The sequence below is a fragment of the Winogradskyella ouciana genome (assembly GCF_965284585.1).
In the GTDB taxonomy this organism is placed as follows: Bacteria; Bacteroidota; Bacteroidia; order Flavobacteriales; family Flavobacteriaceae; genus Winogradskyella; species Winogradskyella ouciana.
This window is the reverse complement of the sequence record NZ_OZ260095.1, coordinates 3039933-3065792: the sequence shown is the minus strand read 5'-3', so window position 1 is coordinate 3065792 and position 25860 is coordinate 3039933. Positions and strand designations below refer to the sequence as shown.

18 protein-coding genes are annotated in these 25860 nt (G+C 38.1%); 11 read left to right on the top strand and 7 right to left on the bottom strand.

Going from position 1 to position 25860, the window contains the following annotated elements; genetic code table 11:
• Together porQ and cmk are read left to right on the top strand one after the other, a co-directional pair.
• Positions 1-1029, top strand: coding sequence for a type IX secretion system protein PorQ (gene porQ / locus ACQ65V_RS13655; protein ID WP_430468337.1), 1029 nt, complete (start codon positions 1-3; stop codon positions 1027-1029).
• 85 nt (positions 1030-1114) lie between these two features.
• Positions 1115-1798: a (d)CMP kinase gene (gene cmk, locus ACQ65V_RS13650; protein WP_430468336.1), complete on the top strand. Its 684-nt coding sequence runs from the start codon at positions 1115-1117 to the stop codon at positions 1796-1798.
• A 66-nt stretch (positions 1799-1864) separates the two neighbouring features.
• Here the strand turns inward: cmk and ACQ65V_RS13645 are convergent, their stop codons facing one another.
• Together ACQ65V_RS13645 and ACQ65V_RS13640 are read right to left on the bottom strand one after the other, a co-directional pair.
• Positions 1865-2242: a LysM peptidoglycan-binding domain-containing protein gene (locus ACQ65V_RS13645; RefSeq protein ID WP_412560712.1), complete on the bottom strand. Its 378-nt coding sequence runs from the start codon at positions 2240-2242 to the stop codon at positions 1865-1867.
• A 120-nt stretch (positions 2243-2362) separates the two neighbouring features.
• Positions 2363-2770, bottom strand: coding sequence for a hypothetical protein (locus ACQ65V_RS13640; protein ID WP_430468335.1), 408 nt, complete (start codon positions 2768-2770; stop codon positions 2363-2365).
• Positions 2771-3028: 258 nt separating this feature from the next.
• On the opposite strand from ACQ65V_RS13640, the gene rpsA reads away from it, so the two are divergent.
• From rpsA to ACQ65V_RS13605, 7 genes are all read left to right on the top strand, one after another.
• A complete protein-coding gene (gene rpsA / locus ACQ65V_RS13635) occupies positions 3029-4879 on the top strand; it encodes a 30S ribosomal protein S1 (RefSeq protein WP_155087717.1) in 1851 nt (616 codons plus the stop codon).
• A gap of 413 nt (positions 4880-5292) precedes the next feature.
• Positions 5293-5646 (top strand): helix-turn-helix domain-containing protein, encoded by a 354-nt coding sequence (locus tag ACQ65V_RS13630; RefSeq protein WP_430468334.1) that lies wholly within the window; start codon positions 5293-5295, stop codon positions 5644-5646.
• A 255-nt stretch (positions 5647-5901) separates the two neighbouring features.
• Positions 5902-6375 (top strand): hypothetical protein, encoded by a 474-nt coding sequence (locus ACQ65V_RS13625; protein WP_430468333.1) that lies wholly within the window; start codon positions 5902-5904, stop codon positions 6373-6375.
• 58 nt (positions 6376-6433) lie between these two features.
• Positions 6434-6973, top strand: a complete 540-nt coding sequence (gene pyrR, locus ACQ65V_RS13620) for a bifunctional pyr operon transcriptional regulator/uracil phosphoribosyltransferase PyrR (RefSeq protein ID WP_430468332.1) — start codon at positions 6434-6436, stop codon at positions 6971-6973.
• 76 nt (positions 6974-7049) lie between these two features.
• Positions 7050-7979, top strand: coding sequence for an aspartate carbamoyltransferase catalytic subunit (locus ACQ65V_RS13615; protein WP_273291660.1), 930 nt, complete (start codon positions 7050-7052; stop codon positions 7977-7979).
• 3 nt (positions 7980-7982) lie between these two features.
• Positions 7983-8315, top strand: coding sequence for a ribonuclease Z (locus ACQ65V_RS13610; RefSeq protein WP_430468331.1), 333 nt, complete (start codon positions 7983-7985; stop codon positions 8313-8315).
• Between the two features lie 81 nt (positions 8316-8396).
• Complete coding sequence (locus ACQ65V_RS13605) at positions 8397-9302, top strand: ribonuclease Z (protein WP_273291661.1); 906 nt, start codon at positions 8397-8399, stop codon at positions 9300-9302.
• Here the strand turns inward: ACQ65V_RS13605 and ACQ65V_RS13600 are convergent.
• A complete protein-coding gene (locus ACQ65V_RS13600; protein ID WP_412560716.1) occupies positions 9299-9712 on the bottom strand; it encodes a hypothetical protein in 414 nt (137 codons plus the stop codon). The two genes, ACQ65V_RS13605 and ACQ65V_RS13600, sit on opposite strands and share 4 nt — an antisense overlap.
• 87 nt (positions 9713-9799) lie before the next feature.
• Between ACQ65V_RS13600 and pdxH the strand changes: the two genes are divergently transcribed.
• Together pdxH and ACQ65V_RS13590 are read left to right on the top strand one after the other, a co-directional pair.
• The gene (gene pdxH / locus ACQ65V_RS13595; RefSeq protein ID WP_430468330.1) at positions 9800-10447 is read left to right on the top strand and encodes a pyridoxamine 5'-phosphate oxidase; all 648 of its coding nucleotides are present in this window, start codon (positions 9800-9802) and stop codon (positions 10445-10447) included.
• Positions 10448-10679: 232 nt separating this feature from the next.
• Complete coding sequence (locus ACQ65V_RS13590) at positions 10680-11174, top strand: CAP domain-containing protein (RefSeq protein ID WP_273291668.1); 495 nt, start codon at positions 10680-10682, stop codon at positions 11172-11174.
• A 240-nt stretch (positions 11175-11414) separates the two neighbouring features.
• Here ACQ65V_RS13590 and ACQ65V_RS13585 read toward each other — a convergent pair whose 3' ends face one another.
• The 4 genes from ACQ65V_RS13585 to ACQ65V_RS13570 all read right to left on the bottom strand — a co-directional run bounded on the left by ACQ65V_RS13585 (position 11415) and on the right by ACQ65V_RS13570 (position 25761).
• Complete coding sequence (locus tag ACQ65V_RS13585; RefSeq protein WP_430468329.1) at positions 11415-11954, bottom strand: phytanoyl-CoA dioxygenase family protein; 540 nt, start codon at positions 11952-11954, stop codon at positions 11415-11417.
• 112 nt (positions 11955-12066) lie between these two features.
• Complete coding sequence (locus tag ACQ65V_RS13580) at positions 12067-13971, bottom strand: OmpA family protein (protein ID WP_430468328.1); 1905 nt, start codon at positions 13969-13971, stop codon at positions 12067-12069.
• Positions 13972-13983: 12 nt separating this feature from the next.
• On the bottom strand, positions 13984-14919 hold the full coding sequence (locus ACQ65V_RS13575; RefSeq protein ID WP_155087706.1) for a PorP/SprF family type IX secretion system membrane protein: 936 nt from the start codon (positions 14917-14919) through the stop codon (positions 13984-13986).
• Positions 14920-14928: 9 nt separating this feature from the next.
• Positions 14929-25761 (bottom strand): gliding motility-associated C-terminal domain-containing protein, encoded by a 10833-nt coding sequence (locus ACQ65V_RS13570; RefSeq protein WP_430468327.1) that lies wholly within the window; start codon positions 25759-25761, stop codon positions 14929-14931.
• Positions 25762-25860 lie beyond the last annotated feature (99 nt).

Genomic DNA, 25860 nt, shown 5'->3' with positions numbered 1-25860 from the left:
ATGATTAAGAGGCTTACCCAATTATCTATTATGCTATTGGCATTACCAGTGTTTGCACAATTGGGTGGCGAATCTACTTATCAATTTCTTAATTTAGTATCCTCACCAAGACAAGCTGCCTTAGGAGGTAAAATCATAACTAATTTCGATCACGACGTTACGGAGGCGCTTTACAATCCAGCTTCGTTAAATTGGCAAATGCATAATCAAATGGCGGTGAACGTGTCTAGTTTTTTAGGAGGCATAACTTACGGAACCGCAGCTTACGCCTATACTTGGGATAGACATGTACAAACTTTTCATTTTGGTGTTACCTATATCAATTACGGTACTTTTGATGGTTATGATGTCAATGGAGTTTCTACAGGAAGCTTTAGTGGTAACGAAGCGGCTATTTCAGCAGGCTATAATTACAATATTCCATTTACGGATTTCTATGTTGGCGCCAATGTAAAAATCATTACATCCTTATTAGAACAATATAATTCCATAGGTGGAGCAGTGGATTTAGGAGCTATGTATATTAATGAAGATTTAGACTTTCATGCCGCTTTAACTGTGAGAAATATTGGCACTCAGTTCACGACTTATGCAGGTCAAAATGAACCTTTGCCATTTGAAATTAATTTCGGAATGTCCCAAACCTTAGAAAACGTTCCAATACGTTGGCATCTTACTCTGGAAAATTTACAAAAATGGCCTATTGGTGTATCTAATCCAGCTAGAGCAACCACGGATTTAGACGGCAATCAAACGCAAGAAAAGGTTGGTTTTTTCAATAACGCATTGCGTCATTTAATTTTAGGAGCAGAATTGTGGCCAGAACGTGGCTTTAACTTAAGATTAGGTTATAACTTTAGACGAGCAGAAGAATTAAGAATTGTGGACCAAAGAAATTTCTCAGGGCTTTCAGTTGGTGTTGGTATTAGGTTGAATAAAATGCGATTTAGTTATACACACGCCAGATATACTAGTGCTTCTAATACGAGTTTCTTTGGGCTTCAAATTGATTTAGATGGAAGACGATAATTTAAATTGAAAGGAATGTCCCCTTGAGGGGACTTTAGGGGTGTTTTTATCTTTACAGTAATCACTATGCAAATTTTAAACAATTATGAATAAAATCATCATAGCCATAGATGGATTTTCATCAACAGGAAAAAGTACGGTTGCCAGGCAGTTAGCCAAAGAGTTAAATTACATATATGTTGATACTGGTGCTATGTATAGAGCAGTGACTTACTTTGCTTTGAAAAATGACTTAATTGGTGAGGGTTTCTTTCATTCTGAAAAACTTATAGAAAGGCTTGATGACATTAATATTACGTTTAAGTTCAATGAAGACCTTGGTTTTGCGGAGGTGTATCTAAATGGAGAGAACATTGAGAAGGACATCCGAACTCTTGTGGTCTCTCAATATGTTAGTCCGGTTTCCACAATTTCTGAAGTACGTCAAAAATTGGTAGAACAACAGCAATTAATGGGAAAGGGCAAAGGAATTGTTATGGATGGTAGAGATATTGGTACAGTTGTATTTCCTGATGCAGAACTCAAAATCTTTATGACCGCATCTGCAGAAACAAGGGCTAAACGACGATACAAGGAGTTATTGGAACGAGGACATAATTTGAGCTATGATGAAGTTCTAGAGAATGTAACGACAAGAGATTATATAGATTCTACAAGAGAAGATTCACCATTGATGAAAGCTGAGGATGCTATTGAAATTGATAATTCAGACTTAACAATCGAAGCTCAACTCGATAGTTTGATAAAACTAGCAAAAGCTATAGCATAAAAAAAAAGCGACTGCACTTCGAGAACCTCAGTGATCAGTCGCCTTTTTAAGTTGTAAATCTTTCTATTAAAGATTAGGAATAATCAATTCCTGATCAGGATAAATTAAATCCGGATTCTTAAGAATATCAGTATTGGCCTGATAAATCTTTTGGTACTTAGATGGATCACCGTAGTAGTGCTTAGCAATCTTACCTAAAGTTTCTCCAGAAGAAACCGTATGTCTTGCATATACAGACTCGTCAGCAACTTTAATATCAGCCATTATATCAGAAGGACTATCTCCACCAGCAGCTTTTATAGCGTCCCATAATAAGTTCTTTTCATATTGTGTCTTTGCAGTTCCCCATATTTTTAATTTACCATCTTCCACTTTTACATCACCATCTTGAATTCCTAGTGTTTCACCTAAGTCTAATACGCCTTGGTATTTTTCTCTAACCATAATTTATTGTTTTAATTTAGTGTTAATACTTCTTGTAAATATACCAATTTTTGGCATCATATGGTATATCCTATTTATAGGACACTGGTTTTTGAGGAAAGTCACTATTAGGAAATCTTTTTATAATCTATCGTATTGTGTCCAGATACGATTGCCATTTTCAAAATACCATACTTCAAGTACATCTGTATTTAAAGAATACTCTTGTGTATAAGAATTATTATTTACGGTTGTATATAGTAATCTGTTATTTTCAATATCTAAAGTAAAAACACCATCTGTAATAATACCACTAGTATCATTAAAAGTATATTTACCAATTGAATCACGCTCATTTGAATCCTCCATAAATTTTATTGTTTCACAACATAAGGCTTCTGTAGATGAAACATTGTTAATACCACGTGCGCTTATTTCCCATTCGCTAATTAATCCTGAATTGATAAGAGGATTAATCGGTGCATCATCATCACTACAATTGGTTAACATAGGTACTAATATTAACAGGTATAAAGTAATCTTTTTCATGTGAAATGTTTTTCTCAAAATTAAAAATTGTATCATTTGCACTGCGATGGTAAATGTTATGATTGCATCATTTTAATGTAAAGTAGTTTAAATAATGGTTCAGTAATTTGTTAATTGATTGAAAATGATTAATTTTGCGCTCCTTTTTAGCGAAGTATTGAAAGTAGAAAAGGAAATAAAACAAATTTAAATTAATAAACTTCTGTTAGTCATTCGCTAGTCTTTCTAATGCTACAGAATACAAATTTTATTCAGCACATGTCTGAAAAAGAAACAAAACAAGCGGAAGCCGAAGTTGCGGCAGAAGCAAAAGAAACAGCTACGGCTGTTGCACCTCACGTAAGTGAAGCGCAAAAAAATCCGGAAAAATTCTTAAAGGAGTTCGATTGGCACAATTACGAAGAAGGAATTGAGCAAGTAGCGGACAAGAAGTTAGAAGAATTTGAAAAATTAGTATCTGAAAATTTCGTTGACACTTTAGATGACGAAGTTGTAGAAGGTGAAGTAATTCACATTACAGATAGAGATGCTATTATCGACATTAACGCAAAGTCTGAAGGTGTAATCTCTCTTAATGAGTTCCGTTACAACCCAGATTTAAAAGTCGGTGACAAAGTTGAAGTATTAATTGACGTACGTGAAGACGCAACAGGACAGTTAGTATTATCGCACAGAAAAGCTCGTGTAATCAAAGCATGGGACAGAGTAAACAACGCACATGATACAGGTGAAATCGTAAATGGTTTTGTAAAATGCAGAACTAAAGGTGGTATGATCGTTGACGTATTTGGTATAGAAGCATTCTTACCAGGTTCTCAAATCGATGTGAAGCCTATTAGAGATTACGATCAGTACGTAAATAAAACTATGGAATTTAAGGTTGTTAAAATCAATCACGAATTCAAAAACATAGTTGTTTCTCACAAAGCGCTTATCGAAGCAGATATTGAAGAGCAAAAGAAAGAAATCATTGGTCAGTTAGAAAAAGGACAGGTCTTAGAAGGTATTGTGAAGAACATTACTTCTTATGGTGTGTTTATCGATTTAGGTGGAGTAGATGGTTTAGTTCATATTACAGATTTATCTTGGTCTCGTATCAACCATCCAAATGAGATTGTTGAGTTAGATCAGAAATTAAATGTTGTAATCCTTGATTTTGATGAGAATAAATCTAGAATCCAATTAGGTCTTAAGCAATTATCTAAGCATCCTTGGGAAGCTTTAGGCGAAGATGTAAAAGTTGGAGATAAAGTTAAAGGTAAAGTTGTTGTAATCGCTGATTACGGTGCATTTGTTGAAGTAGAAGAAGGTGTTGAAGGATTAGTTCACGTAAGTGAAATGTCTTGGTCAACGCATTTACGTTCTGCTCAAGATTTCGTATCGGTTGGTGATGAGATCGAAGCTCAAATCTTAACTTTAGATAGAGAAGATCGTAAAATGTCTCTTGGTATTAAGCAATTAACACCAGACCCATGGACAGATATTACTAAGAAATATCCTGTAGGTTCTAAGCACACAGGTATTGTACGTAACTTTACAAACTTTGGTGTATTTGTTGAATTAGAAGAAGGTATCGACGGATTAATTTATATCTCAGATTTATCTTGGACTAAGAAAATTAAGCACCCATCAGAATTCTGTAACGTAGGTGATGAGTTAGAAGTAGTTGTTTTAGAGTTAGATGTAGAAGGACGTAAATTATCTTTAGGTCATAAGCAAACTACAGAAAACCCTTGGGACAAATATGAAACTGAATTCGCTTTAGGTACAACTCACAAGGCTGCCATTACTGAAATGGTAGATAAAGGAGCAACTATTGATTTTAATGAAGACATTACGGCATTTGTTCCGCAACGTCATCTAGAAAAAGAAGATGGTTCTAAGCTTGGTAAAGGTGAAGAAGCAGAATTTAAGATCATTGAGTTCAATAAAGAATTCAAGCGTGTGGTAGCATCTCATACAGCAGTATTTAGAGAAGAAGAAGCTAAGATCGTTAAGCAAGCTGTTAAGAAAGCAGAAGCACAAGCGGCAGAAGCTAAACCGACTTTAGGTGATGCAAACGATGCTTTACAAGCACTTAAAGATAAAATGGACGGGAAAAAGAAATAATTTTTCTTTAAATTTTTAATATAAAAGCCTCTCGAGAATCGAGAGGCTTTTTCAGTAATAATTATTTTTATTACTTTTAGTTATTGTAAATAGCTTATATTTACAATAAGATTTTGATTAATTTTATTAATGAAGTGACAGCTTCAATAATTATTTTTAATCTTCCTAAATTGAGCCAGAACTTTTTCGAGGGCTTTGGCTCTTTTTTTTGTTCGTTCATTTCATTTTACACCTCCTTTCATTTCATTAATAAAATTACTTATAAGTCTTACAGTTAGTCGATTTTTCAGGATACGTTGTTAACAATATTATCAACAGCTTGAAATCCTTATAATTAAAAGGTTTGTCGATAAATTTTTTTATATTTTGCATAAACGGAAGTATTTTATTGTGTTATTTTGTAAATTTGTAGTATGGATAAAAAGAAAAAAAAGGAAGAATTAAAGGTCAAACGACAGGTAGCGGAAGAGGTTGCAACCCAAAATAAAAGACAATTTTTATCAATGCTGAGTACTCGATTGAAAGGAGAAACTCATGGAATGAGTAAGTATAGCTTATCTAAAATTGCTCATATTTCTGAAAGCACAATAAGTCGCTTTTTTAGTCAAGAGACTGATTTAACATTAACAAATTTTTTTAAAATTTGTTATGCATTAAAGCTAAACCCATATTTAATACCTGAAGAATTAGATTCAGAAGAATTTAGGACATTCGACGCCAATTATCACGAATACATTAGTAAAACATATTTCAATAATAAAAAATAGTTATGTTCAAATTTCATCCTAAAGTTGTATAAGAGCAACATTTGTAAAAATTAAAGAGTCGAACATAACTCATTAACTCTAGAGAAGTCATTATTGCCTTTCACAAGTCGGCTCTTTAAATCTAGATGATGCAAATGATGCTTTACAAGCACTTAAAGATAAAATGGACGGGAAAAAGAAGTAATTTTTCTTTAAATTTTTAATATAAAAGCCTCTCGATTTTCGGGAGGTTTTTTTATTTTACATTTGTCTCTTATGAAGGTTATTGTTTATATCATTTTAGTAATTCTATTTGCTGTTATGGGCTTTTGGTTTCATAAAGGTTTTTATGAGCTTTCTTTTTCTTTGCTAAAGAATGGTAATGTCACTTTAATTAATAGAACTACGGCAGGTCAGTTTAATTCTGATTTAATATTTGCCACTAGTATAGGTTTAATTCCTTTGTTCTATTTAGTTATTGAAAAAATTACAAACATCAAATTCATTTACAAAGGGTTAATAGCAGCCGCAATTATTCTAATAACAGGAATAGTCTTTTGGAGACTGAGAATTTATGGTCTTAACGTTCAGTTTGAAGAATTGGCCCTATACGATTTACCTGATGGCTTAATTCCAGAATTTGATATTGTCAATCTAAAATTTGAAATCTATTTATTTATGGGATTCATTGTAGGGACATTAATAAGCATTTTAATTTTTAGGGATCACAATAAACCTTTGTTAAATTAAAATCTAAAAATTACATCAAATTCCCTAACTTTGCAAACCAATAACGTTTGGATACTGCATGAGTCAAAAAGTATTACTTAACTCTAAGGAAGTCGATATCACACTACATAGATTGGCTTGCCAACTTATTGAAAACCACGATGATTTTTCTGAAACAGCTTTAATTGGTATACAACCAAGAGGTAAATTTTTGGCCAATCGTTTGGCACAAATGCTCACAAAGGATTACAACATTAGGAATATTCTGTTAGGGCATCTAGACATAACTTTTTTTAGAGACGATTTTAGAAGAGGAGAAAAACCACTTGAGGCTAACACTACCGAAATAGATTTTATTGTTGAGGATAAGAATGTTGTTTTTATTGATGATGTCCTATATACAGGGCGAAGCATAAGGTCAGCACTTACAGCTATTCAATCGTTTGGAAGACCTAATAATATAGAATTGTTGACTTTAATAGACAGACGTTTTAGTCGCCATTTACCAATACAGCCAAATTATAAAGGAAGACAGGTTGATGCCATAGATAATCAAAAGGTAAAAGTAAATTGGGCTGAAAATGAAGGTGAAGATTCTGTGTATTTAATTGATAAATGAAAATATAAACTACAGTTGGAATTAGTTAATAAACAGAGACAGAAGACTGAATACTACCAACTGAATACTAAAACAAATGAGTGAACTAAGTGTAAATCACTTACTGGGAATAAAATATCTTACCGAACAAGATATAGAATTGATTTTTGAAACGGCAGATCAGTTCAAGGAGGTCATTAATAGGCCTATTAAAAAAGTTCCTTCACTTAGAGATATTACTATTGCCAACTTGTTTTTTGAAAATTCCACACGAACAAAATTATCATTTGAACTTGCTGAAAAACGTTTGTCCGCTGATGTTATCAATTTTTCAGCATCACAATCGTCAGTGAAAAAGGGCGAGACACTTATAGATACCGTGAATAACATCTTGTCCATGAAAGTGGATATGGTAGTAATGCGTCATCCAAATCCTGGTGCTGGTGTGTTTTTGTCAAAGCATGTCAATGCAAGTATTATAAACGCTGGTGATGGAGCGCATGAGCATCCAACCCAAGCGTTGTTGGATTCATATTCCATTAGAGAAAAATTAGGCAGTGTAAAAGGAAAAAATGTAGTGATTGTTGGAGATATTTTACATAGTAGAGTAGCACTTTCAAACATTTATGCTTTACAGTTGCAAGGTGCTAATGTTATGGTTTGCGGACCAAAAACACTTTTGCCTAAATACATTAAAGAGCTTGGAGTAAAAGTTGAAACTAATCTTAGAAAAGCACTAGAGTGGTGCGATGTCGCCAATATGCTACGCGTACAGAATGAACGCATGGAAATAAGTTATTTTCCAACCACCAGAGAATACACGCAACAGTTTGGTGTAAATAAAGAATTGCTGGATGGTTTAAAAAAGGATATTGTAATCATGCATCCAGGACCAATAAATCGTGGAGTTGAAATTACCAGCGATGTGGCGGATTCTAAGCAAGCCATTATTTTAGATCAAGTGGAAAACGGTGTAGCGATAAGAATGGCCGTTATTTACTTACTCGCTGCCAAAATAAAACAGTAAGTTATGATTGTAGATAGAGATGGGAATATTACCATAATCGCCCAAGAAAAAGCCTCAGTAAAAACACTGGTAAATAATATAGAGATTGGTTATCATAAGTATAAAGATTATCACCTCATTGTAAGATTATCTAGTCTTGAAAAGATTTTGCTCAAAGATATTATAGAGTTTTTAAGATTAAGTAATAACCACCGCGCTGAAAAAAAATCCTTCGTTATTGTGACCAATCAAGCGGATTTAGACCAAATGCCAGATGAGTTAGTTGTCGTACCTACTTTGCAAGAAGCCTACGACATCATTGAAATGGAAGATATTGAACGCGATTTAGGATTTTGAAAATGTTAAGCTGTTGGTCGTTAAGTTGTAAAGTAGAATTATTAAAGACAACTAAATGACTAAACAACTAAACGACAAACTATGAAATTAACCATTCTCGGCTGCCACAGCGCTACACCACGCACCAATACCAATCCTACATCTCAAGTATTGGAAATAAAGAACCACATGTTTCTTATTGATTGTGGTGAAGGCACTCAGGTAGAATTGCGTCGCAATAAAATTAAGTTTTCAAGGATTAAACACATCTTTATTTCACATCTTCATGGCGACCATTATTTTGGTTTGGTTGGTTTGGTGAGTACTTTTAGGCTTTTAACACGAGAAACTCCCCTTCATATTTATGGACCAAAAGGCTTAAAAGAGGTCATTACACTCCAGTTAAAGCTTTCGGATTCATGGACTAATTATCCTTTGATTTTTCATGAGTTGACATCAAAAAAATCCGAACTGATTTATCAGGATGACAATGTGGAAGTGCATACCATTCCATTAATACATCGTATTTATACCAACGGATTTTTGTTCAAGGAAAAGAAAAACGAACGCAAATTAGATATTGCTGCTGTTTTAAGAGCTAACATTAATGTGGCTTATTATCGTAAGTTAAAACAAGGTTTTGACGTCGAAAATGAAGAAGGAGTTCTTATAAAAAACGAATCAGTTACCAAGGATCCTATGCCACCAAAAAGTTATGCCTTCTGTAGTGATACAGTTTATAACGAAGCCATTATACCATTGATAAAGAATGTTTCGGTCTTGTATCACGAATCTACATTCATAGACAAAAACGAAGCCCTTTGCATACCCACTAAGCATAGTACTGCAAGACAAGCTGCTCTTATAGCTAAAAAAGCGAATGTGGGAACTTTAATTCTGGGGCATTTCTCAACGCGATATAACGGTTATGATGAGTTTAAGTCAGAAGCCAAAGAAGAGTTTGATAATGTGCTTTTGGCACAAGATGGTAAGTCTTTTGAGTTTTAATTAAATTCTTTTAAATTCTGCACCCAATTAATAGCTTCGCCCAAGCTAAATGCTCTTTTCATAGGAATGGAAGCGATGTTTTTTTCAATATTAGCGCTCATATATGTAGAATCCCTATAGCTAACAATACAAGTTGCTATTAAAATACTATCATCTTTATCAAAATAAGACCAAAGCACAGGGTCAATAGAATATGCATTTACCCGGTTTGCGATATACGCTAAAGTTTTATGTGTACCGTAATAAGCTCTAAGCGAATCCAATAGGGTATTCAGCTTTTCCCCGTTAAAATGTTCACCTTCATTGATTTCCATAATAAAGAAATCGCCACAGAGATAATAAGAACCAAAATCTAAAACAATTTTATCGTAAGCAATTGATTTTGAGTGAGGTGAGTCTTCAAATCTCATTTAGTAATTTAGTTAGGTTTTTAAGATGGTTTTCAAATCTACACTTTTTTTGACAGAAACAAAATATTGAACTAACTTCGTACATATATGGAAAAAGACTTAGGCAACTACAGAAAATCTTACGAAAAAGGGGAACTATTATTGGATAATGTACCTGTTAATCCAATGGAGTTATTCCGAAATTGGTTTGTAGAAGTTGATACACACTTCAATGTTGGTGAAACCAATGCCATGACAATTTCTACCTTAGGATTAGACGGCTACCCAAAGAGTAGAGTAGTGCTGCTTAAAAAGTACACACACGAAGGTTTTATTTTCTACACCAACTATAATAGTGAAAAAGGAAAAGCTATAGATGCCAACCCTAATATATGTCTATCGTTCTTTTGGCAAGCAGCCGAGCGCCAAATCATTATTAAAGGAAGGGCAGAGAAGATTGCCGAAAATCTAAGCGATGGTTATTTTGAATCACGTCCTCGTGGAAGTCAACTCGGTGCAATAGTTTCAGATCAAAGTAAAGTTGTTAAGGATAGATCTGAACTTGAAGATAAGCTAAAAGCACTTGAAGCTAAATATGAGGGTAAGGACATAGGACGCCCAAAATATTGGGGAGGTTATATGGTAAAGCCTGTTGAGATTGAATTTTGGCAAGGCAGACCTAACCGATTGCACGATAGAATCCGTTATCAATTACAATCAAACTTTGATTGGAAGATTGAAAGATTATCACCTTGATTCTCTTCTTGCATTATCGATGAAATGCAAATTCTCTTAACTTTTTATTCTTATATTCTTACAAAATAATTCATTTTATCGAATTATAACGCTTATAAACGTATAAATTCGAATAATAATGTATATTCACAATGAAATGAGTTGGTTATTTATTTGCCCCAATTATTTAAATAACCAATGGAAGTAATAAACAATTTAGACCCCAAATCTAAATTACCTAATTAACCTACTTATGAAAGTGACTAAACTATTGCCATTTATGGCCATTGTTGCCCTCTTAGGCTTTACATCTTGCTCAACAGATAGTATTGATGATCAAATCAATGCTATAGAAGTGCCAGTGGCACCACAAGCAAAACAGATTGAAATTGAAATCATGGAGCTCATTAATGCTTATAGAATTAATGAAGGCTTATCTCCGCTCAATGACCACAGTACGGTTAAAGCTGTGGCGTTTACACATACAGATTATATGATAGAAGAGGAAAATGTATCTCATGATAACTTTTTTCAGAGAAAGCAGAGTTTACAGCTTAATGCTAATGCTAACATTGTTTCTGAGAATGTAGCTTATGGGTTTAGCTCTGCAGCATCAGTGGTTAATGCTTGGCTAAACAGTCCAAGTCACAAAGAAAATATTGAAGGCGATTATACAGATTTTGACATCTCAGCCGAACAGAATAGTGAAGGGAAGTGGTATTTTACCAATATCTTCATTAAGCGTTAAACCGCAATAAAAGTTGATTAATAGCAAGAAAAAGCCATAATGAAAGTTGTGGCTTTTTTTAGTTTATTTTTTGAAACTCAAGCCACTCTAATGGTTGTTGTAATTCAGTGTTGTTAAACTCCAGATGAATGACTCTTCTTCTTTTATTGTTTGTGGTTTTATTTGATGCATGAAATAATAAGGGTTTCATTAACATTATTCCACCTAGCCTAACTTCACAGGTGGTTTCACTTTTCAAATTCAAATCTTCCGATTCTTTTTGATAATACCCTTTAAATGAGATTTGGGGATATTTTTTAAAGCACCATTATCTTTTTTTGTATCGTCTAAATGTATTCTGACGGTAATAGTATTTTGAAGAATTTCTTCAGGTGGCTGAACTCCATATTGCCCTTTCTTGTATGTCCAATTTTGATAACTATTCAATTCAACTTTTTTATTTACAGAAATACTCAAATCCTGATGATAAGCAACAAACCAATTTGATTTCGGAGGTTTGTCAAAGTAAATGGCTTTAGTTATAAAGTACCTAGACTTATAGAGTTTGTTTAAAACATGAATTAAATTATCATTGAAAATGTAGTGTTTTAATTCAGGTACTACTTTTAATAATTGACGAATAGCATATATACTTTTATTTTTCGAAATAGGATCTTCGTCCTTAACTACTGTGTTTTCAATACAATTAATAATAGAACTTATTTCTCTTGTTGAATAAATATCTTCAACTGTTGAATAACCAAGATTTTTTAATTCGTTTACATACTTATCCACTTTCATATAATAAAAATAATATATGGTTTACTTATAAGTATTTATTTAAGATTAATTTATTAATAAAAAAGCAAGCCTGTTAGAGCTTGCTTTTACTTAAGTAATTTTGAGGGTAAAATTATTCTTTTACAATATAGAAGTAAGAACGTCTGTTCAGTTGATGCTCTTCCTCAGTACATTTTACACGGTTAGCACATTTATTTAAAAGTTGTGATTCACCATAACCTATTGCACTTTCAATTCTATCTGCATCAATACCTCTAGAGATAATATAATCTCTTGTGGATTTTGCACGTCTGTCAGAAAGTTTCATGTTGTACCTGTCACCACCACGACTGTCTGTATGAGATTCAATTTTAATTACCATGTTAGGGTGTTTGCGCATTACGTCTACTATGTTCTCAAGTTCGTATTGTGCATCTGTTCTAATGTTCCATTTGTCAAAATCGAAGAAAATAGGGTTAATAACGATTTGGTTATCAATAATCAGAGGTTCTAACATTAAATCTACAGTATTGACTTTTTCATTATCGGAAGCCGTTGTCACTGCTAGTTGGTCTTCTTTATAGTCTGGCTTGTTACCAACTACAGAATAAGTTTTGTTGCAATCTACAGTAAAGGTATATTCACCACCGTCTTTAGTGAAAAATTCTTCTACAACTTTTCCGGTTTCATCAATTAAGCGCACCATAACACCTGTTAGTATAATATTGGTTTTACTATCTCTTGCTACTCCAGCAATGTATTGTTTACATTGTTGTGCGTTAAAGCTATAGATGTCATCACTACCTTTGCCATTTGGTCTATTGGATGAGAAATAACCTTTTTCGGTTTCTGAATCCATAAAGAATGCAAAATCATCATAACCACTGTTATATGGCGATCCCATATTTTCAGGTTCTGTGCGTATACCTTTTAGAATATCGGACTCAAAGATGTCTAATAAACCTAAGTTCAAATGGCCGTCAGACGAGAAGTAAAGTGTATTGTCTTTTGCCACAAAAGGAAACATTTCACGTCCTTCTGTATTAATTTTTTCTCCAAGATTTTCTGGTTCGCCATAAGTGCCGTCTTCATTGATTTTTACAGCATAAATGTCTGATTGTCCTAAACCACCTTCGCGATCAGAGACAAAGTAAAGTGTTTTATTATCTGGACTTAATGCTGGATGCCCAGTAGAATACACATCATCATTAAAAGGAAGTTCTACAACATTAGACCATTGATCATTTTCTAAAGTTGCCTTATAAAGCTTAAGGTGTGTCGTTCCTTTGTTATCGTATTTTAATTTATTACGCTTGTTAATGTTGTCTCTGGTAAAATAAAGAGTTTTGCCATCATTGGTAATAGCTACAGAAGCTTCATGGTATACTGTATTAATAGCGCTAGATGAAATCTCTGCAGATGAACCATAGGTAATTACACCGTTATCGTCCGTAAGAGGTACTTCAAATAAATCTAAAAATGGTTCTTTGTTCCAGCTGTATACTTTATTATCATCACCTCTGGCAGATGCAAAGTATAAGGTGTTGTCAAAAATGTAAGCTCCAAAGTCTGAATTTTCAGAATTAAATGGAAGGTTTTCAATATTTACAATAACCTTATTTTTAGTGGTAAGTTTGGCGTACAAATCTACTTCATCAGGATTATATCCTTTCAACCTGCTATCGCCTTGCTGTGCAGCACTTAATTCTTTAAACCATTTATCGGCTTCATCATATTTACCTATACTTCTTAGTGATTGAATGTATTTGTAAAGATATTCGGCATCTATATTTTTATGTTCTTTCAAGGCTTCTCCATACCAATAAGCTGCTTTTTCAGAATTTGAATTATTATAGTAAGCATCTCCTAAACGCGTTAGTACATGCGCACTATTGTCACCATTTTCAACCGCTTTTTCGTATAGCTCTATGGCCTTTATGTAACCATAGTTTTCAAAAAACTTATCGGCCAACTTAGTTTGCGAATAAGAAATTGAGTAGCCTAAAATAAATATGAAAGTTATAATCTTTGTCTTCATAACACAATTCTTTTAGAAGTATCTAGGTGATTTTATACGTTTACTTTTAAATACTTCAAACATAAGCAGCACTTCGTGCGTACCACTTGTATAAGGTCTTAAATCTGAAATTGGATACTCGTAGGCATAGCCAATTCTCATTTGTTTTGAAATTTGAAAATCTGCAATACCACCAATTGCAGCAGCGGATTCGTTGATTCTATATCCTGCACCAATCCAAAAGGTTTCGTTAAATAAAAAGTTAGCCGAAACATCAAAGGATAATGGAGCGCCATTGGTCGCTTTTAATAATACAGAAGGTTTTAATTTTGTCGTTTCACTTAAGTCGAAAACATAGCCACCAGTAATATAATAACTAATACGTTCTAACGCTACATAATCTAATGTACCTTGTCTCCCATTATTATAATCTGTGTTAAGTATTCTTGGCGCTGAAAGACCAACATACCAACGTTGCGAATGCCAATATAAACCAGCACCAACATTTGGACTCCAACGGTTAGAAACATCATTAAAAAATGGGTCATTTACTACAGATGGGTCGTTAAGTAGCTCTTCATCTAAATTATAATGTGTAAACCCGGCCTTTAACCCAAAAGCTAATTTAGAGTTTACTCCAGTTTGAATGGTATATGAAAAATCACCATATATGTATGAAAAGTTTTCATAACCCAATTCATCATTTATAAATGACAATCCTAAACCAATCTTTTCATTTCTCAACGGAGTATGAATGGATAAAGTCTGTGTCTCAGGACCACCTTCTAATCCAACCCATTGACTTCTGTGTAAGCCAACAGCGCTGAATGTTTCTCTACTGCCTGCATAGGCAGGGTTTATAGAGATGGTGTTAAACATGTATTGCGTAAATTGGGGTAGCTGCTGTGCAAAAGCAGTAGACACTCCCAAGATAAATATTACAATACTTAATAATTTAGGTAACTTCATCGGTCAAGTTTATTTGTTTGTTGCTACGTAGATTGGACCAGCAAATGGTTTTAATCCACTATCTCTAAAATTAATTATATAGTAGTAGGTTCCGGTTGGGACTTTTCCAGAATTTCCTACCGATGATCCGTGTGCATCACCGTTCCAATCGTTTTGGTAATTTCTAGATTCATAAATCTTTGCTCCCCAACGATTAAATATTTCTACTTCTATTGTAAATCCACAGAATTCAAGTCCAGTGACTGTAAAGAATTCATTATTATTATCTCCATTAGCCGTTACTGTTTTAGAAATAATAACGTTGTTTTCATCACTACAAGGTAATACTGTACACTCGTCATCAACGGCAACAGTAACTTCAGCTTCTGTAGGGCAAGGCCCTTCCGTTATAGAATACTTAAACACATAGTTGCCTACTATAACTGTAGAAGGGTCAAATAAGCTTCCATTTATAGTTGCATCTCCAGATTCTACAGTCCAGGTTCCATTCATGTCAAAATCACCAGAAAGTAAATCGAATAAATCGAATTCAATATCTAAAATACAGCGTGTTGTATCAGAGGCTTCTATAACATTGCTTATTTCAACTGAAACAGTTTGAGTAAAGTCAGCGACATTACCACAATCATCAGTTACAGTCCAAGTTCTAATAATTTCATAATCCTCAAAATCATTTGCTTGAGTAGATGTTTCATTGAATACAACATCTATATCGTTAGAACATTCATCCTGGAATACTAAGTTTGGAACTTCAGGAATATCATTACAAGCTACTGTAATATTTTCATCAAAAGGTGTAACCAAAGCAGGTGGAGTAGTATCTCTTACGGTTATAATTTGAGTATGCTCAATTTCATTAGCGCAGCTGTCCGTAAATTTCCAAGTACGCTCAATAATATAATCACCTATGCAAGCACCTGCAATAGTATCCTCATTAAATAAGAGGGTAACCTCACCACAATTATCAGATGCAGTCAAGGTTGCTGCTTCAGGTATAGCATCACATTCCACTTCTATGTCAACAGGTAATGATTCATTAAATGTAGGTGCTGTAGTATCCACTACCGTAATTGTTTGAACAGCAGACGTAGAATTACCACATTCATCAGTAGCGGTCCATGTCCTTGTTATCGTTTTTGTATTTCCACAAGCAGCAGATTCCATATCAGTTTCAGTAATAACCACACTACCACATGTATCAGTGCCAGTAGATATTCCTGTGTTGGCACTAGACTCATCTTCTCCACATTCAATGATGACATCCGTAGGAGCCGTGATCGTAGGTGGTGTTGTATCCACAACGGTAATGGTCTGCGTATCGGAAGCGGTGTTTCCACAAGCATCGGTAGCGGTCCAAGTACGTGTAATGGTTTTTGTATTGCCACAAGCAGCCGTCTCAACGTCAGATTCGGTAATGGTGACATCACTACAAGTATCGGAAGCTGTAGCGACACCAGTATTGGCAGAGGACTCATCGTCGGTACACTCAATGGTGACATCGGCAGGAGCCGTGATCGTTGGAGGCGTTGTATCCACAACGGTAATGGTCTGTGTATCTGAAGCCGTGTTTCCACAAGCATCGGTAGCGGTCCAAGTACGTGTAATTGTTTTCGTGTTTCCACAAGCGGCCGTCTCAACGTCAGATTCGGTAATGGTCACATCGCCACAGGTATCGGAAGCGGTAGCGACACCAGTATTGGCAGAGGACTCATCGTCGGTACACTCAATAGTGACATCGGCAGGAGCGGTAATTGTTGGAGGCGTTGTATCCACAACGGTAATGGTCTGCGTATCTGAAGCGGTGTTCCCACAGGCATCAGTGGCCGTCCAGGTACGTGTTATTGTTTTTGTATTCCCACAGTTAGCGACCTCAGTATCTGAGAAGCTTACGTTAGGGGACGCACAATCATCCGTGGCAGTAGCGGTACCGGTTTCAGATGGCTCTGTACTTTCCGTACATTCAACGGTCATGTCAGCAGGAACAGTCAACACAGGCGCAACCGTATCCACAATAGAATATGTCGCAGTTGTACTAGAGGCATTGCCACACTCATCAGTAGCCGTAAAGGTTACGGTAATAGCACCATTGGCGCAATCAACATCAGTATTGGAGCCATAATCATTGGACCAGGTAATAGTACCACAAGTGTCGGTAGCTGTATTGCCAGCATTGTTATCCAACCATGCTTCTAACGTACCATCAGGTGTTACACCACATTCGATAATGATATCTTCAGAGTTTGAACTGTCAATCGTAGGAGGTGTTGTATCCACAACGGTAATGGTCTGCGTATCTGAAGCGGTGTTCCCACAGGCATCAGTGGCCGTCCAGGTACGTGTTATTGTTTTTGTATTCCCACAGTTAGCGACCTCAGTATCTGAGAAGCTTACGTTAGGGGACGCACAATCATCCGTGGCAGTAGCGGTACCGGTTTCAGATGGCTCTGTACTTTCCGTACATTCAACGGTCATGTCAGCAGGAACAGTCAATACAGGCGCAACCGTATCCACGATAGAATATGTCGCAGTTGTACTAGACGCATTGCCACACTCATCAGTAGCCGTAAAGGTTACGGTAATAGCACCATTGGCGCAATCAACATCAGTATTAGAACCATAATCATTGGACCAGGTAATAGTACCACAAGTGTCGGTAGCTGTATTACCAGCATTGTTATCCAACCATGCTTCTAACGTTCCATCAGGTGTTACACCACATTCGATAATGATATCTTCAGAATTTGAACTGTCAATCGTTGGTGGCGTTGTATCCACAACGGTAATGGTCTGTGTATCGGAAGCGGTGTTCCCACAGGCATCGGTAGCAGTAAAGGTTCTAACAATAGTTTTGGTGTTTCCACAAGCCGCAACTTCAGAATCAGATTCGGTAATGGTCACATCACCACAAGTATCGGAAGCTGTAGCGACACCAGTATTTGCAGAGGACTCATCGTCGGTACATTCAATAGTGACATCTGCAGGAGCGGTAATTGTTGGTGGTGTTGTATCCACAACGGTAATGGTCTGCGTATCCGAAGCCGTGTTCCCACAAGCATCGGTAGCTGTCCAAGTACGCGTAATCGTTTTAGTGTTTCCGCAAGCAGCCGTCTCAACGTCACTTTCAGTAATGGTCACATCACCACAAGTATCGGAAGCTGTAGCGACACCAGTATTTGCAGAGGACTCATCGTCCGTACACTCAATAGTGACATCTGCAGGAGCGGTAATTGTTGGTGGAGTAGTATCCACAACGGTAATGGTCTGCGTATCGGAAGCTGTGTTCCCACAGGCATCAGTAGCTGTCCAAGTACGTGTAATCGTTTTCGTGTTTCCACAAGCCGCAACTTCAGAATCAGACTGAGTGATAGTTACATCACCACAGGTATCGGAAGCTGTAGCGACACCAGTATTGGCAGAGGACTCATCGTCGGTACATTCAATAGTGACATCTGCAGGAGCGGTAATTGTTGGTGGTGTTGTATCCACAACGGTAATGGTCTGCGTATCCGAAGCCGTGTTCCCACAAGCATCGGTAGCTGTCCAAGTACGCGTAATCGTTTTAGTGTTTCCGCAAGCAGCCGTCTCAACGTCACTTTCAGTAATGGTCACATCACCACAAGTATCGGAAGCTGTAGCGACACCAGTATTGGCAGAGGACTCATCGTCGGTACACTCAATAGTGACATCGGCAGGAGCCGTTATCGTTGGAGGCGTTGTATCCACAACGGTAATGGTCTGTGTATCCGAAGCCGTGTTTCCACAAGCATCGGTAGCGGTCCAGGTACGTGTAATGGTTTTTGTATTGCCACAAGCAGCCGTCTCAACATCAGATTCGGTAATGGTCACATCACCACAAGTATCGGAAGCGGTAGCAGCACCAGTATTGGCAGAGGACTCATCGTCGGTACATTCAATAGTGACATCGGCAGGAGCCGTGATCGTAGGAGGTGTTGTATCCACAACGGTAATGGTCTGCGTATCTGAAGCTGTGTTCCCACAGGCATCAGTGGCTGTCCAGGTACGTGTAATGGTTTTAGTGTTCCCACAAGCCGCAACTTCAGAATCAGACTGAGTGATAGTCACATCACCACAAGTATCCGAAGCGGTAGCCGTACCAGTATTTGCAGAGGACTCATCGTCCGTACACTCAATGGTGACATCGGCAGGAGCCGTGATCGTAGGAGGTGTTGTATCCACAACGGTAATGGTCTGTGTATCGGAAGCCGTGTTCCCACAGGCATCGGTAGCGGTCCAAGTACGAGTAATCGTTTTTGTATTCCCACAGTTAGCGACCTCAGTATCTGAGAAGCTTATGTTAGGAGACGCACAATCATCCGTTGCAGTAGCCGTACCGGTTTCAGATGGCTCTGTACTTTCCGTACATTCAACGGTCATGTCAGCAGGAACAGTCAATACAGGCGCAACCGTATCCACGATAGAATATGTCGCAGTTGTACTAGACGCATTGCCACACTCATCAGTAGCCGTAAAGGTTACGGTAATAGCACCATTGGCGCAATCAACATCAGTATTAGAACCATAATCATTGGACCAGGTAATAGTACCACAAGTGTCGGTAGCTGTATTACCAGCATTGTTATCCAACCATGCTTCTAACGTTCCATCAGGTGTTACACCACATTCGATAATGATATCTTCAGAATTTGAACTGTCAATCGTTGGTGGCGTTGTATCCACAACGGTAATGGTCTGTGTATCGGAAGCGGTGTTCCCACAGGCATCGGTAGCAGTAAAGGTTCTAACAATAGTTTTGGTGTTTCCACAAGCCGCAACTTCAGAATCAGATTCGGTAATGGTCACATCACCACAAGTATCGGAAGCTGTAGCGACACCAGTATTTGCAGAGGACTCATCGTCGGTACATTCAATAGTGACATCTGCAGGAGCGGTAATTGTTGGTGGTGTTGTATCCACAACGGTAATGGTCTGCGTATCCGAAGCCGTGTTCCCACAAGCATCGGTAGCTGTCCAAGTACGCGTAATCGTTTTAGTGTTTCCGCAAGCAGCCGTCTCAACGTCACTTTCAGTAATGGTCACATCACCACAAGTATCGGAAGCTGTAGCGACACCAGTATTTGCAGAGGACTCATCGTCCGTACACTCAATAGTGACATCTGCAGGAGCGGTAATTGTTGGTGGAGTAGTATCCACAACGGTAATGGTCTGCGTATCGGAAGCTGTGTTCCCACAGGCATCAGTAGCTGTCCAAGTACGTGTAATCGTTTTCGTGTTTCCACAAGCCGCAACTTCAGAATCAGACTGAGTGATAGTTACATCACCACAGGTATCGGAAGCTGTAGCGACACCAGTATTGGCAGAGGACTCATCGTCGGTACATTCAATAGTGACATCTGCAGGAGCGGTAATTGTTGGTGGTGTTGTATCCACAACGGTAATGGTCTGCGTATCCGAAGCCGTGTTCCCACAAGCATCGGTAGCTGTCCAAGTACGCGTAATCGTTTTAGTGTTTCCGCAAGCAGCCGTCTCAACGTCACTTTCAGTAATGGTCACATCACCACAAGTATCGGAAGCTGTAGCGACACCAGTATTGGCAGAGGACTCATCGTCGGTACACTCAATAGTGACATCGGCAGGAGCCGTTATCGTTGGAGGCGTTGTATCCACAACGGTAATGGTCTGTGTATCCGAAGCCGTGTTTCCACAAGCATCGGTAGCGGTCCAGGTACGTGTAATGGTTTTTGTATTGCCACAAGCAGCCGTCTCAACATCAGATTCGGTAATGGTCACATCACCACAAGTATCGGAAGCGGTAGCAGCACCAGTATTGGCAGAGGACTCATCGTCGGTACATTCAATAGTGACATCGGCAGGAGCCGTGATCGTAGGAGGTGTTGTATCCACAACGGTAATGGTCTGCGTATCTGAAGCTGTGTTCCCACAGGCATCAGTGGCTGTCCAGGTACGTGTAATGGTTTTAGTGTTCCCACAAGCCGCAACTTCAGAATCAGACTGAGTGATAGTCACATCACCACAAGTATCCGAAGCGGTAGCCGTACCAGTATTTGCAGAGGACTCATCGTCCGTACACTCAATGGTGACATCGGCAGGAGCCGTGATCGTAGGAGGTGTTGTATCCACAACGGTAATGGTCTGTGTATCGGAAGCCGTGTTCCCACAGGCATCGGTAGCGGTCCAAGTACGAGTAATCGTTTTTGTATTCCCACAGTTAGCGACCTCAGTATCTGAGAAGCTTATGTTAGGAGACGCACAATCATCCGTTGCAGTAGCCGTACCGGTTTCAGATGGCTCTGTACTTTCCGTACATTCAACGGTCATGTCAGCAGGAACAGTCAATACAGGCGCAACCGTATCCACGATAGAATATGTCGCAGTTGTACTAGACGCATTGCCACACTCATCAGTAGCCGTAAAGGTTACGGTAATAGCACCATTGGCGCAATCAACATCAGTATTAGAACCATAATCATTGGACCAGGTAATAGTACCACAAGTGTCGGTAGCTGTATTACCAGCATTGTTATCCAACCATGCTTCTAACGTTCCATCAGGTGTTACACCACATTCGATAATGATATCTTCAGAATTTGAACTGTCAATCGTTGGTGGCGTTGTATCCACAACGGTAATGGTCTGTGTATCGGAAGCGGTGTTCCCACAGGCATCGGTAGCAGTAAAGGTTCTAACAATAGTTTTGGTGTTTCCACAAGCCGCAACTTCAGAATCAGATTCGGTAATGGTCACATCACCACAAGTATCGGAAGCTGTAGCGACACCAGTATTTGCAGAGGACTCATCGTCGGTACATTCAATAGTGACATCTGCAGGAGCGGTAATTGTTGGTGGTGTTGTATCCACAACGGTAATGGTCTGCGTATCCGAAGCCGTGTTCCCACAAGCATCGGTAGCTGTCCAAGTACGCGTAATCGTTTTAGTGTTTCCGCAAGCAGCCGTCTCAACGTCACTTTCAGTAATGGTCACATCACCACAAGTATCGGAAGCTGTAGCGACACCAGTATTTGCAGAGGACTCATCGTCCGTACACTCAATAGTGACATCTGCAGGAGCGGTAATTGTTGGTGGAGTAGTATCCACAACGGTAATGGTCTGCGTATCGGAAGCTGTGTTCCCACAGGCATCAGTAGCTGTCCAAGTACGTGTAATCGTTTTCGTGTTTCCACAAGCCGCAACTTCAGAATCAGACTGAGTGATAGTTACATCACCACAGGTATCGGAAGCTGTAGCGACACCAGTATTGGCAGAGGACTCATCGTCGGTACATTCAATAGTGACATCTGCAGGAGCGGTAATTGTTGGTGGTGTTGTATCCACAACGGTAATGGTCTGCGTATCCGAAGCCGTGTTCCCACAAGCATCGGTAGCTGTCCAAGTACGCGTAATCGTTTTAGTGTTTCCGCAAGCAGCCGTCTCAACGTCACTTTCAGTAATGGTCACATCACCACAAGTATCGGAAGCTGTAGCGACACCAGTATTGGCAGAGGACTCATCGTCGGTACACTCAATAGTGACATCGGCAGGAGCCGTTATCGTTGGAGGCGTTGTATCCACAACGGTAATGGTCTGTGTATCCGAAGCCTTGTTTCCACAAGCATCGGTAGCGGTCCAGGTACGTGTAATGGTTTTTGTATTGCCACAAGCAGCCGTCTCAACATCAGATTCGGTAATGGTCACATCACCACAAGTATCGGAAGCGGTAGCCACACCAGTATTGGCAGAGGACTCATCGTCCGTACACTCAATAGTGACATCGGCAGGAGCCGTTATCACAGGTGGTGTTGTATCCACAACGGTAATGGTCTGTGTATCGGAAGCTGTGTTCCCACAAGCATCGGTAGCTGTCCAGGTACGTGTAATCGTTTTAGTATTGCCACAAGCAGCCGTCTCAACGTCACTTTCAGTAATAGTCACATCACCACAGGTATCGGAAGCTGTAGCGACACCAGTATTTGCAGAGGACTCATCGTCCGTACACTCAATAGTGACATCAGCCGGAGCCGTTATCGTTGGTGGTGTTGTATCCACAACGGTAATGGTCTGTGTATCGGAAGCTGTGTTCCCACAGGCATCGGTAGCTGTCCAAGTACGTGTAATCGTTTTCGTGTTCCCACAAGCCGCAACTTCAGAATCAGACTGAGTGATAGTTACATCACCACAGGTATCCGAAGCCGTAGCGACACCAGTATTGGCAGAGGACTCATCATCGGTACACTCAATGGTGACATCGGCAGGAGCCGTGATCGTAGGTGGTGTTGTATCCACAACGGTAATGGTCTGTGTATCGGAAGCTGTGTTTCCACAGGCATCGGTAGCAGTAAAGGTTCTAACAATAGTTTTGGTGTTTCCACAAGCAGCCGTCTCAACGTCAGATTCGGTAATGGTCACATCACCACAGGTATCGGAAGCCGTAGCCACACCAGTATTGGCAGAGGACTCATCGTCGGTACATTCAATAGTGACATCTGCAGGAGCGGTAATTGTTGGAGGCGTTGTATCATCAACAGTAATACTTTGAACAGCGGAAGCAGAGTTGCCGCAGTTATCTGTTATAGTAAACGTACGTTGAACTATTATAGGGCAGTTGTTGGTAGAAGTGATCACATCAATATACGTTATTGAAGCTATATTAAAATCATCCGAAGCATTATAATTTGGGTTGCTTGCAAATGTACTTTGAACATCGCCTGAACCTGAATCATTAAATTCAAAAACAGAATTCGAAGCAATAATATCCGAAGTAGAACATCCTTCTAAATTAATTGTACTAGGGACAGATATTTGTGGTGATTCCACATCATTAACACCAATAACAGCAGTAACTGTAGTTGTACAGTCATTAGCATCAGTAATTAAAACATTATAAGTTCCATTATCTAAATTTTCAAATAGTCCACTATTTTGATTATTAACTCCGTTATCAATAGAGTATAGATAAGGACTTGTACCACCTGTTGCGCTAACTGTAAAACTACCATCACCATCACTAGAACAATCAACGTCGTTTATATTTGTTATAGAACCCTCTAAGTCTGCTGACGGTTCATTTAGGGTTACTTGGGTTGTTGAAGTACATCCATTAGCATCTGTTACGGTCACTGAATAATTACCAGCAACTATACCCGAAAGGTCTTCTGTTGTATCTCCTGTATTCCATAAATAGGTGTAAGGCGCTGTGCCACCATTAACTAATATATCAATTGCTCCTGTAGCATCTCCTCTACAAAGAATATCCGTGCTAGAATTAACCATTGATGTTAACTCCTCAGTTGGCTGATCAACCGTAAAATCATCAGATATTGTACAACCATTGGCATCAGTGACGGTGACAGTATAAGTTCCTGCTTCTACATTTGTTAAATCTTCAGTAGTATCTGAGTTGCTCCATGCATATGTGTATGGAGGATTACCACCAGATACGGTTATATCAATCGCACCTGTACTATCACCAAAACATGAAACGTCAGTGACAGTTCCAGTAAGTTCTAAGTTATCTAAAACAAATGGTGATGCATTAGTATTTTCACATACGGTAAATGTATTTCTTACAGTAATAGTATACGAACCTTCAGGGAGGTTAGTAAAATCTGGAGAAGTTTGAAATGTTCCACCATTTAAAGAATATTCAAACTCAGTACCTAAAGGGTTAGTTACAGACAGAGTAAAATCATCATTAACAGAACCACAACTTATATTAGCTTCTGGAGCTTGAGGTAAATCCACAAAATTTATTGTAACCGTAGCTGAATCACAAACGGTATTATTTGGTGCAGGTAAACATACTTCATATTCAAATGTTACATCACCAGTAAAACCTGGCATTGGTGTATAAGAATACATTCCATTTGAATCAAGACTGAAGTTTAGGCCAGCAGGTGTAGGACCAGAAATTAAACTGTAAGTTGAATTATTAGGTACATTGTTATTATAGTTTAAATCGCCACTAAATTTTTCATCTACACATTCCGTTTCATTCTGATCAACAGCATACTTTTGAAGTATAAAAAATTTCCCATCTCCATGGTCTCGTGTAGCAGCAACAAATTCAATCTTAGTTATTCGCGAACCTGTAGGAGCGATATCGTTTAAATAAAATAATCCAACTCCAATAGTTTGTCCATTTTCATTGCATCGTCCGGATTGCCAGTAATCAGACCCAGCAATTGGAGGAGCGAAAAGGCAACCTGTATAATTACCTACATTTCTGACAAAAGTTTCACCTAATTTTTGTTCTGGACCTCCACCAACGGGTATTCCCCAAACTTCTATGTAGAAACAATTGTTGCCACCACGCTCAGTGACGGCCAATACACCACCTTCATTGGATGGAATAGCTGGATTGTAAAAGATAGTTTGTTTTTGAGGACCCTCACCATCTTCCCAGTCTTCTTCGATATCTTCTAGTTCATCGAAATCTGAACAAAAATCTTCACCATTATTACTTGAATTAAAATAATGATTCAAATTTTTATCTTGAAAAGCAGCAGTTGCATTCTGAACCCAATTAGCTTGACCACTATTACCACCAACAAAAGCACCATTTCGCCTTATTCTGTTGGAACTATGTCCGTCTTCTCCTAATTGAGTCATCTCGTAGCTCGTAGGTACAACAAAAGTGTTATATACGGTTCCGTCTATGCTCACAGATTGTATCGTAGCTGGTTGGTTTAAATTAAGCCCTTGATTATCTGACCATTGAAAAGTAACGCCAGTTTGAATAGAAGGTGACTGCTGACCTAATAGCACGTATGGAAGCATAACTAATACCGCTACTATGAGCGTTTTAGCTATACTTATACCTGAAATACAATTGTATTTGTTTTTCATATTGTACATAATAACGTATAATGTCCATAATGTGGCTAAATCTAAAATGACCAATATTAGTCATTTAAAAATTTGGCAACATTGTATGTTTTGTTAATT

What these genes read in the sequence shown, in the direction of transcription:
- ACQ65V_RS13605 (WP_273291661.1), top strand. Translation starts at nt 8,397, where the DNA reads ATGAAATTAACCATTCTCGGCTGCCACAGCGCTACACCACGCACCAAT.
- ACQ65V_RS13625 (WP_430468333.1), top strand. Translation starts at nt 5,902, where the DNA reads ATGAAGGTTATTGTTTATATCATTTTAGTAATTCTATTTGCTGTTATG.
- ACQ65V_RS13600 (WP_412560716.1), bottom strand. Translation starts at nt 9,712, where the DNA reads ATGAGATTTGAAGACTCACCTCACTCAAAATCAATTGCTTACGATAAA.
- porQ (WP_430468337.1), top strand. Translation starts at nt 1, where the DNA reads ATGATTAAGAGGCTTACCCAATTATCTATTATGCTATTGGCATTACCA.
- ACQ65V_RS13580 (WP_430468328.1), bottom strand. Translation starts at nt 13,971, where the DNA reads ATGAAGACAAAGATTATAACTTTCATATTTATTTTAGGCTACTCAATT.
- cmk (WP_430468336.1), top strand. Translation starts at nt 1,115, where the DNA reads ATGAATAAAATCATCATAGCCATAGATGGATTTTCATCAACAGGAAAA.
- ACQ65V_RS13645 (WP_412560712.1), bottom strand. Translation starts at nt 2,242, where the DNA reads ATGGTTAGAGAAAAATACCAAGGCGTATTAGACTTAGGTGAAACACTA.
- ACQ65V_RS13640 (WP_430468335.1), bottom strand. Translation starts at nt 2,770, where the DNA reads ATGAAAAAGATTACTTTATACCTGTTAATATTAGTACCTATGTTAACC.
- ACQ65V_RS13630 (WP_430468334.1), top strand. Translation starts at nt 5,293, where the DNA reads ATGGATAAAAAGAAAAAAAAGGAAGAATTAAAGGTCAAACGACAGGTA.
- pyrR (WP_430468332.1), top strand. Translation starts at nt 6,434, where the DNA reads ATGAGTCAAAAAGTATTACTTAACTCTAAGGAAGTCGATATCACACTA.
- ACQ65V_RS13615 (WP_273291660.1), top strand. Translation starts at nt 7,050, where the DNA reads ATGAGTGAACTAAGTGTAAATCACTTACTGGGAATAAAATATCTTACC.
- ACQ65V_RS13590 (WP_273291668.1), top strand. Translation starts at nt 10,680, where the DNA reads ATGAAAGTGACTAAACTATTGCCATTTATGGCCATTGTTGCCCTCTTA.
- pdxH (WP_430468330.1), top strand. Translation starts at nt 9,800, where the DNA reads ATGGAAAAAGACTTAGGCAACTACAGAAAATCTTACGAAAAAGGGGAA.
- ACQ65V_RS13610 (WP_430468331.1), top strand. Translation starts at nt 7,983, where the DNA reads ATGATTGTAGATAGAGATGGGAATATTACCATAATCGCCCAAGAAAAA.
- rpsA (WP_155087717.1), top strand. Translation starts at nt 3,029, where the DNA reads ATGTCTGAAAAAGAAACAAAACAAGCGGAAGCCGAAGTTGCGGCAGAA.
- ACQ65V_RS13575 (WP_155087706.1), bottom strand. Translation starts at nt 14,919, where the DNA reads ATGAAGTTACCTAAATTATTAAGTATTGTAATATTTATCTTGGGAGTG.
- ACQ65V_RS13570 (WP_430468327.1), bottom strand. Translation starts at nt 25,761, where the DNA reads ATGAAAAACAAATACAATTGTATTTCAGGTATAAGTATAGCTAAAACG.
- ACQ65V_RS13585 (WP_430468329.1), bottom strand. Translation starts at nt 11,954, where the DNA reads ATGAAAGTGGATAAGTATGTAAACGAATTAAAAAATCTTGGTTATTCA.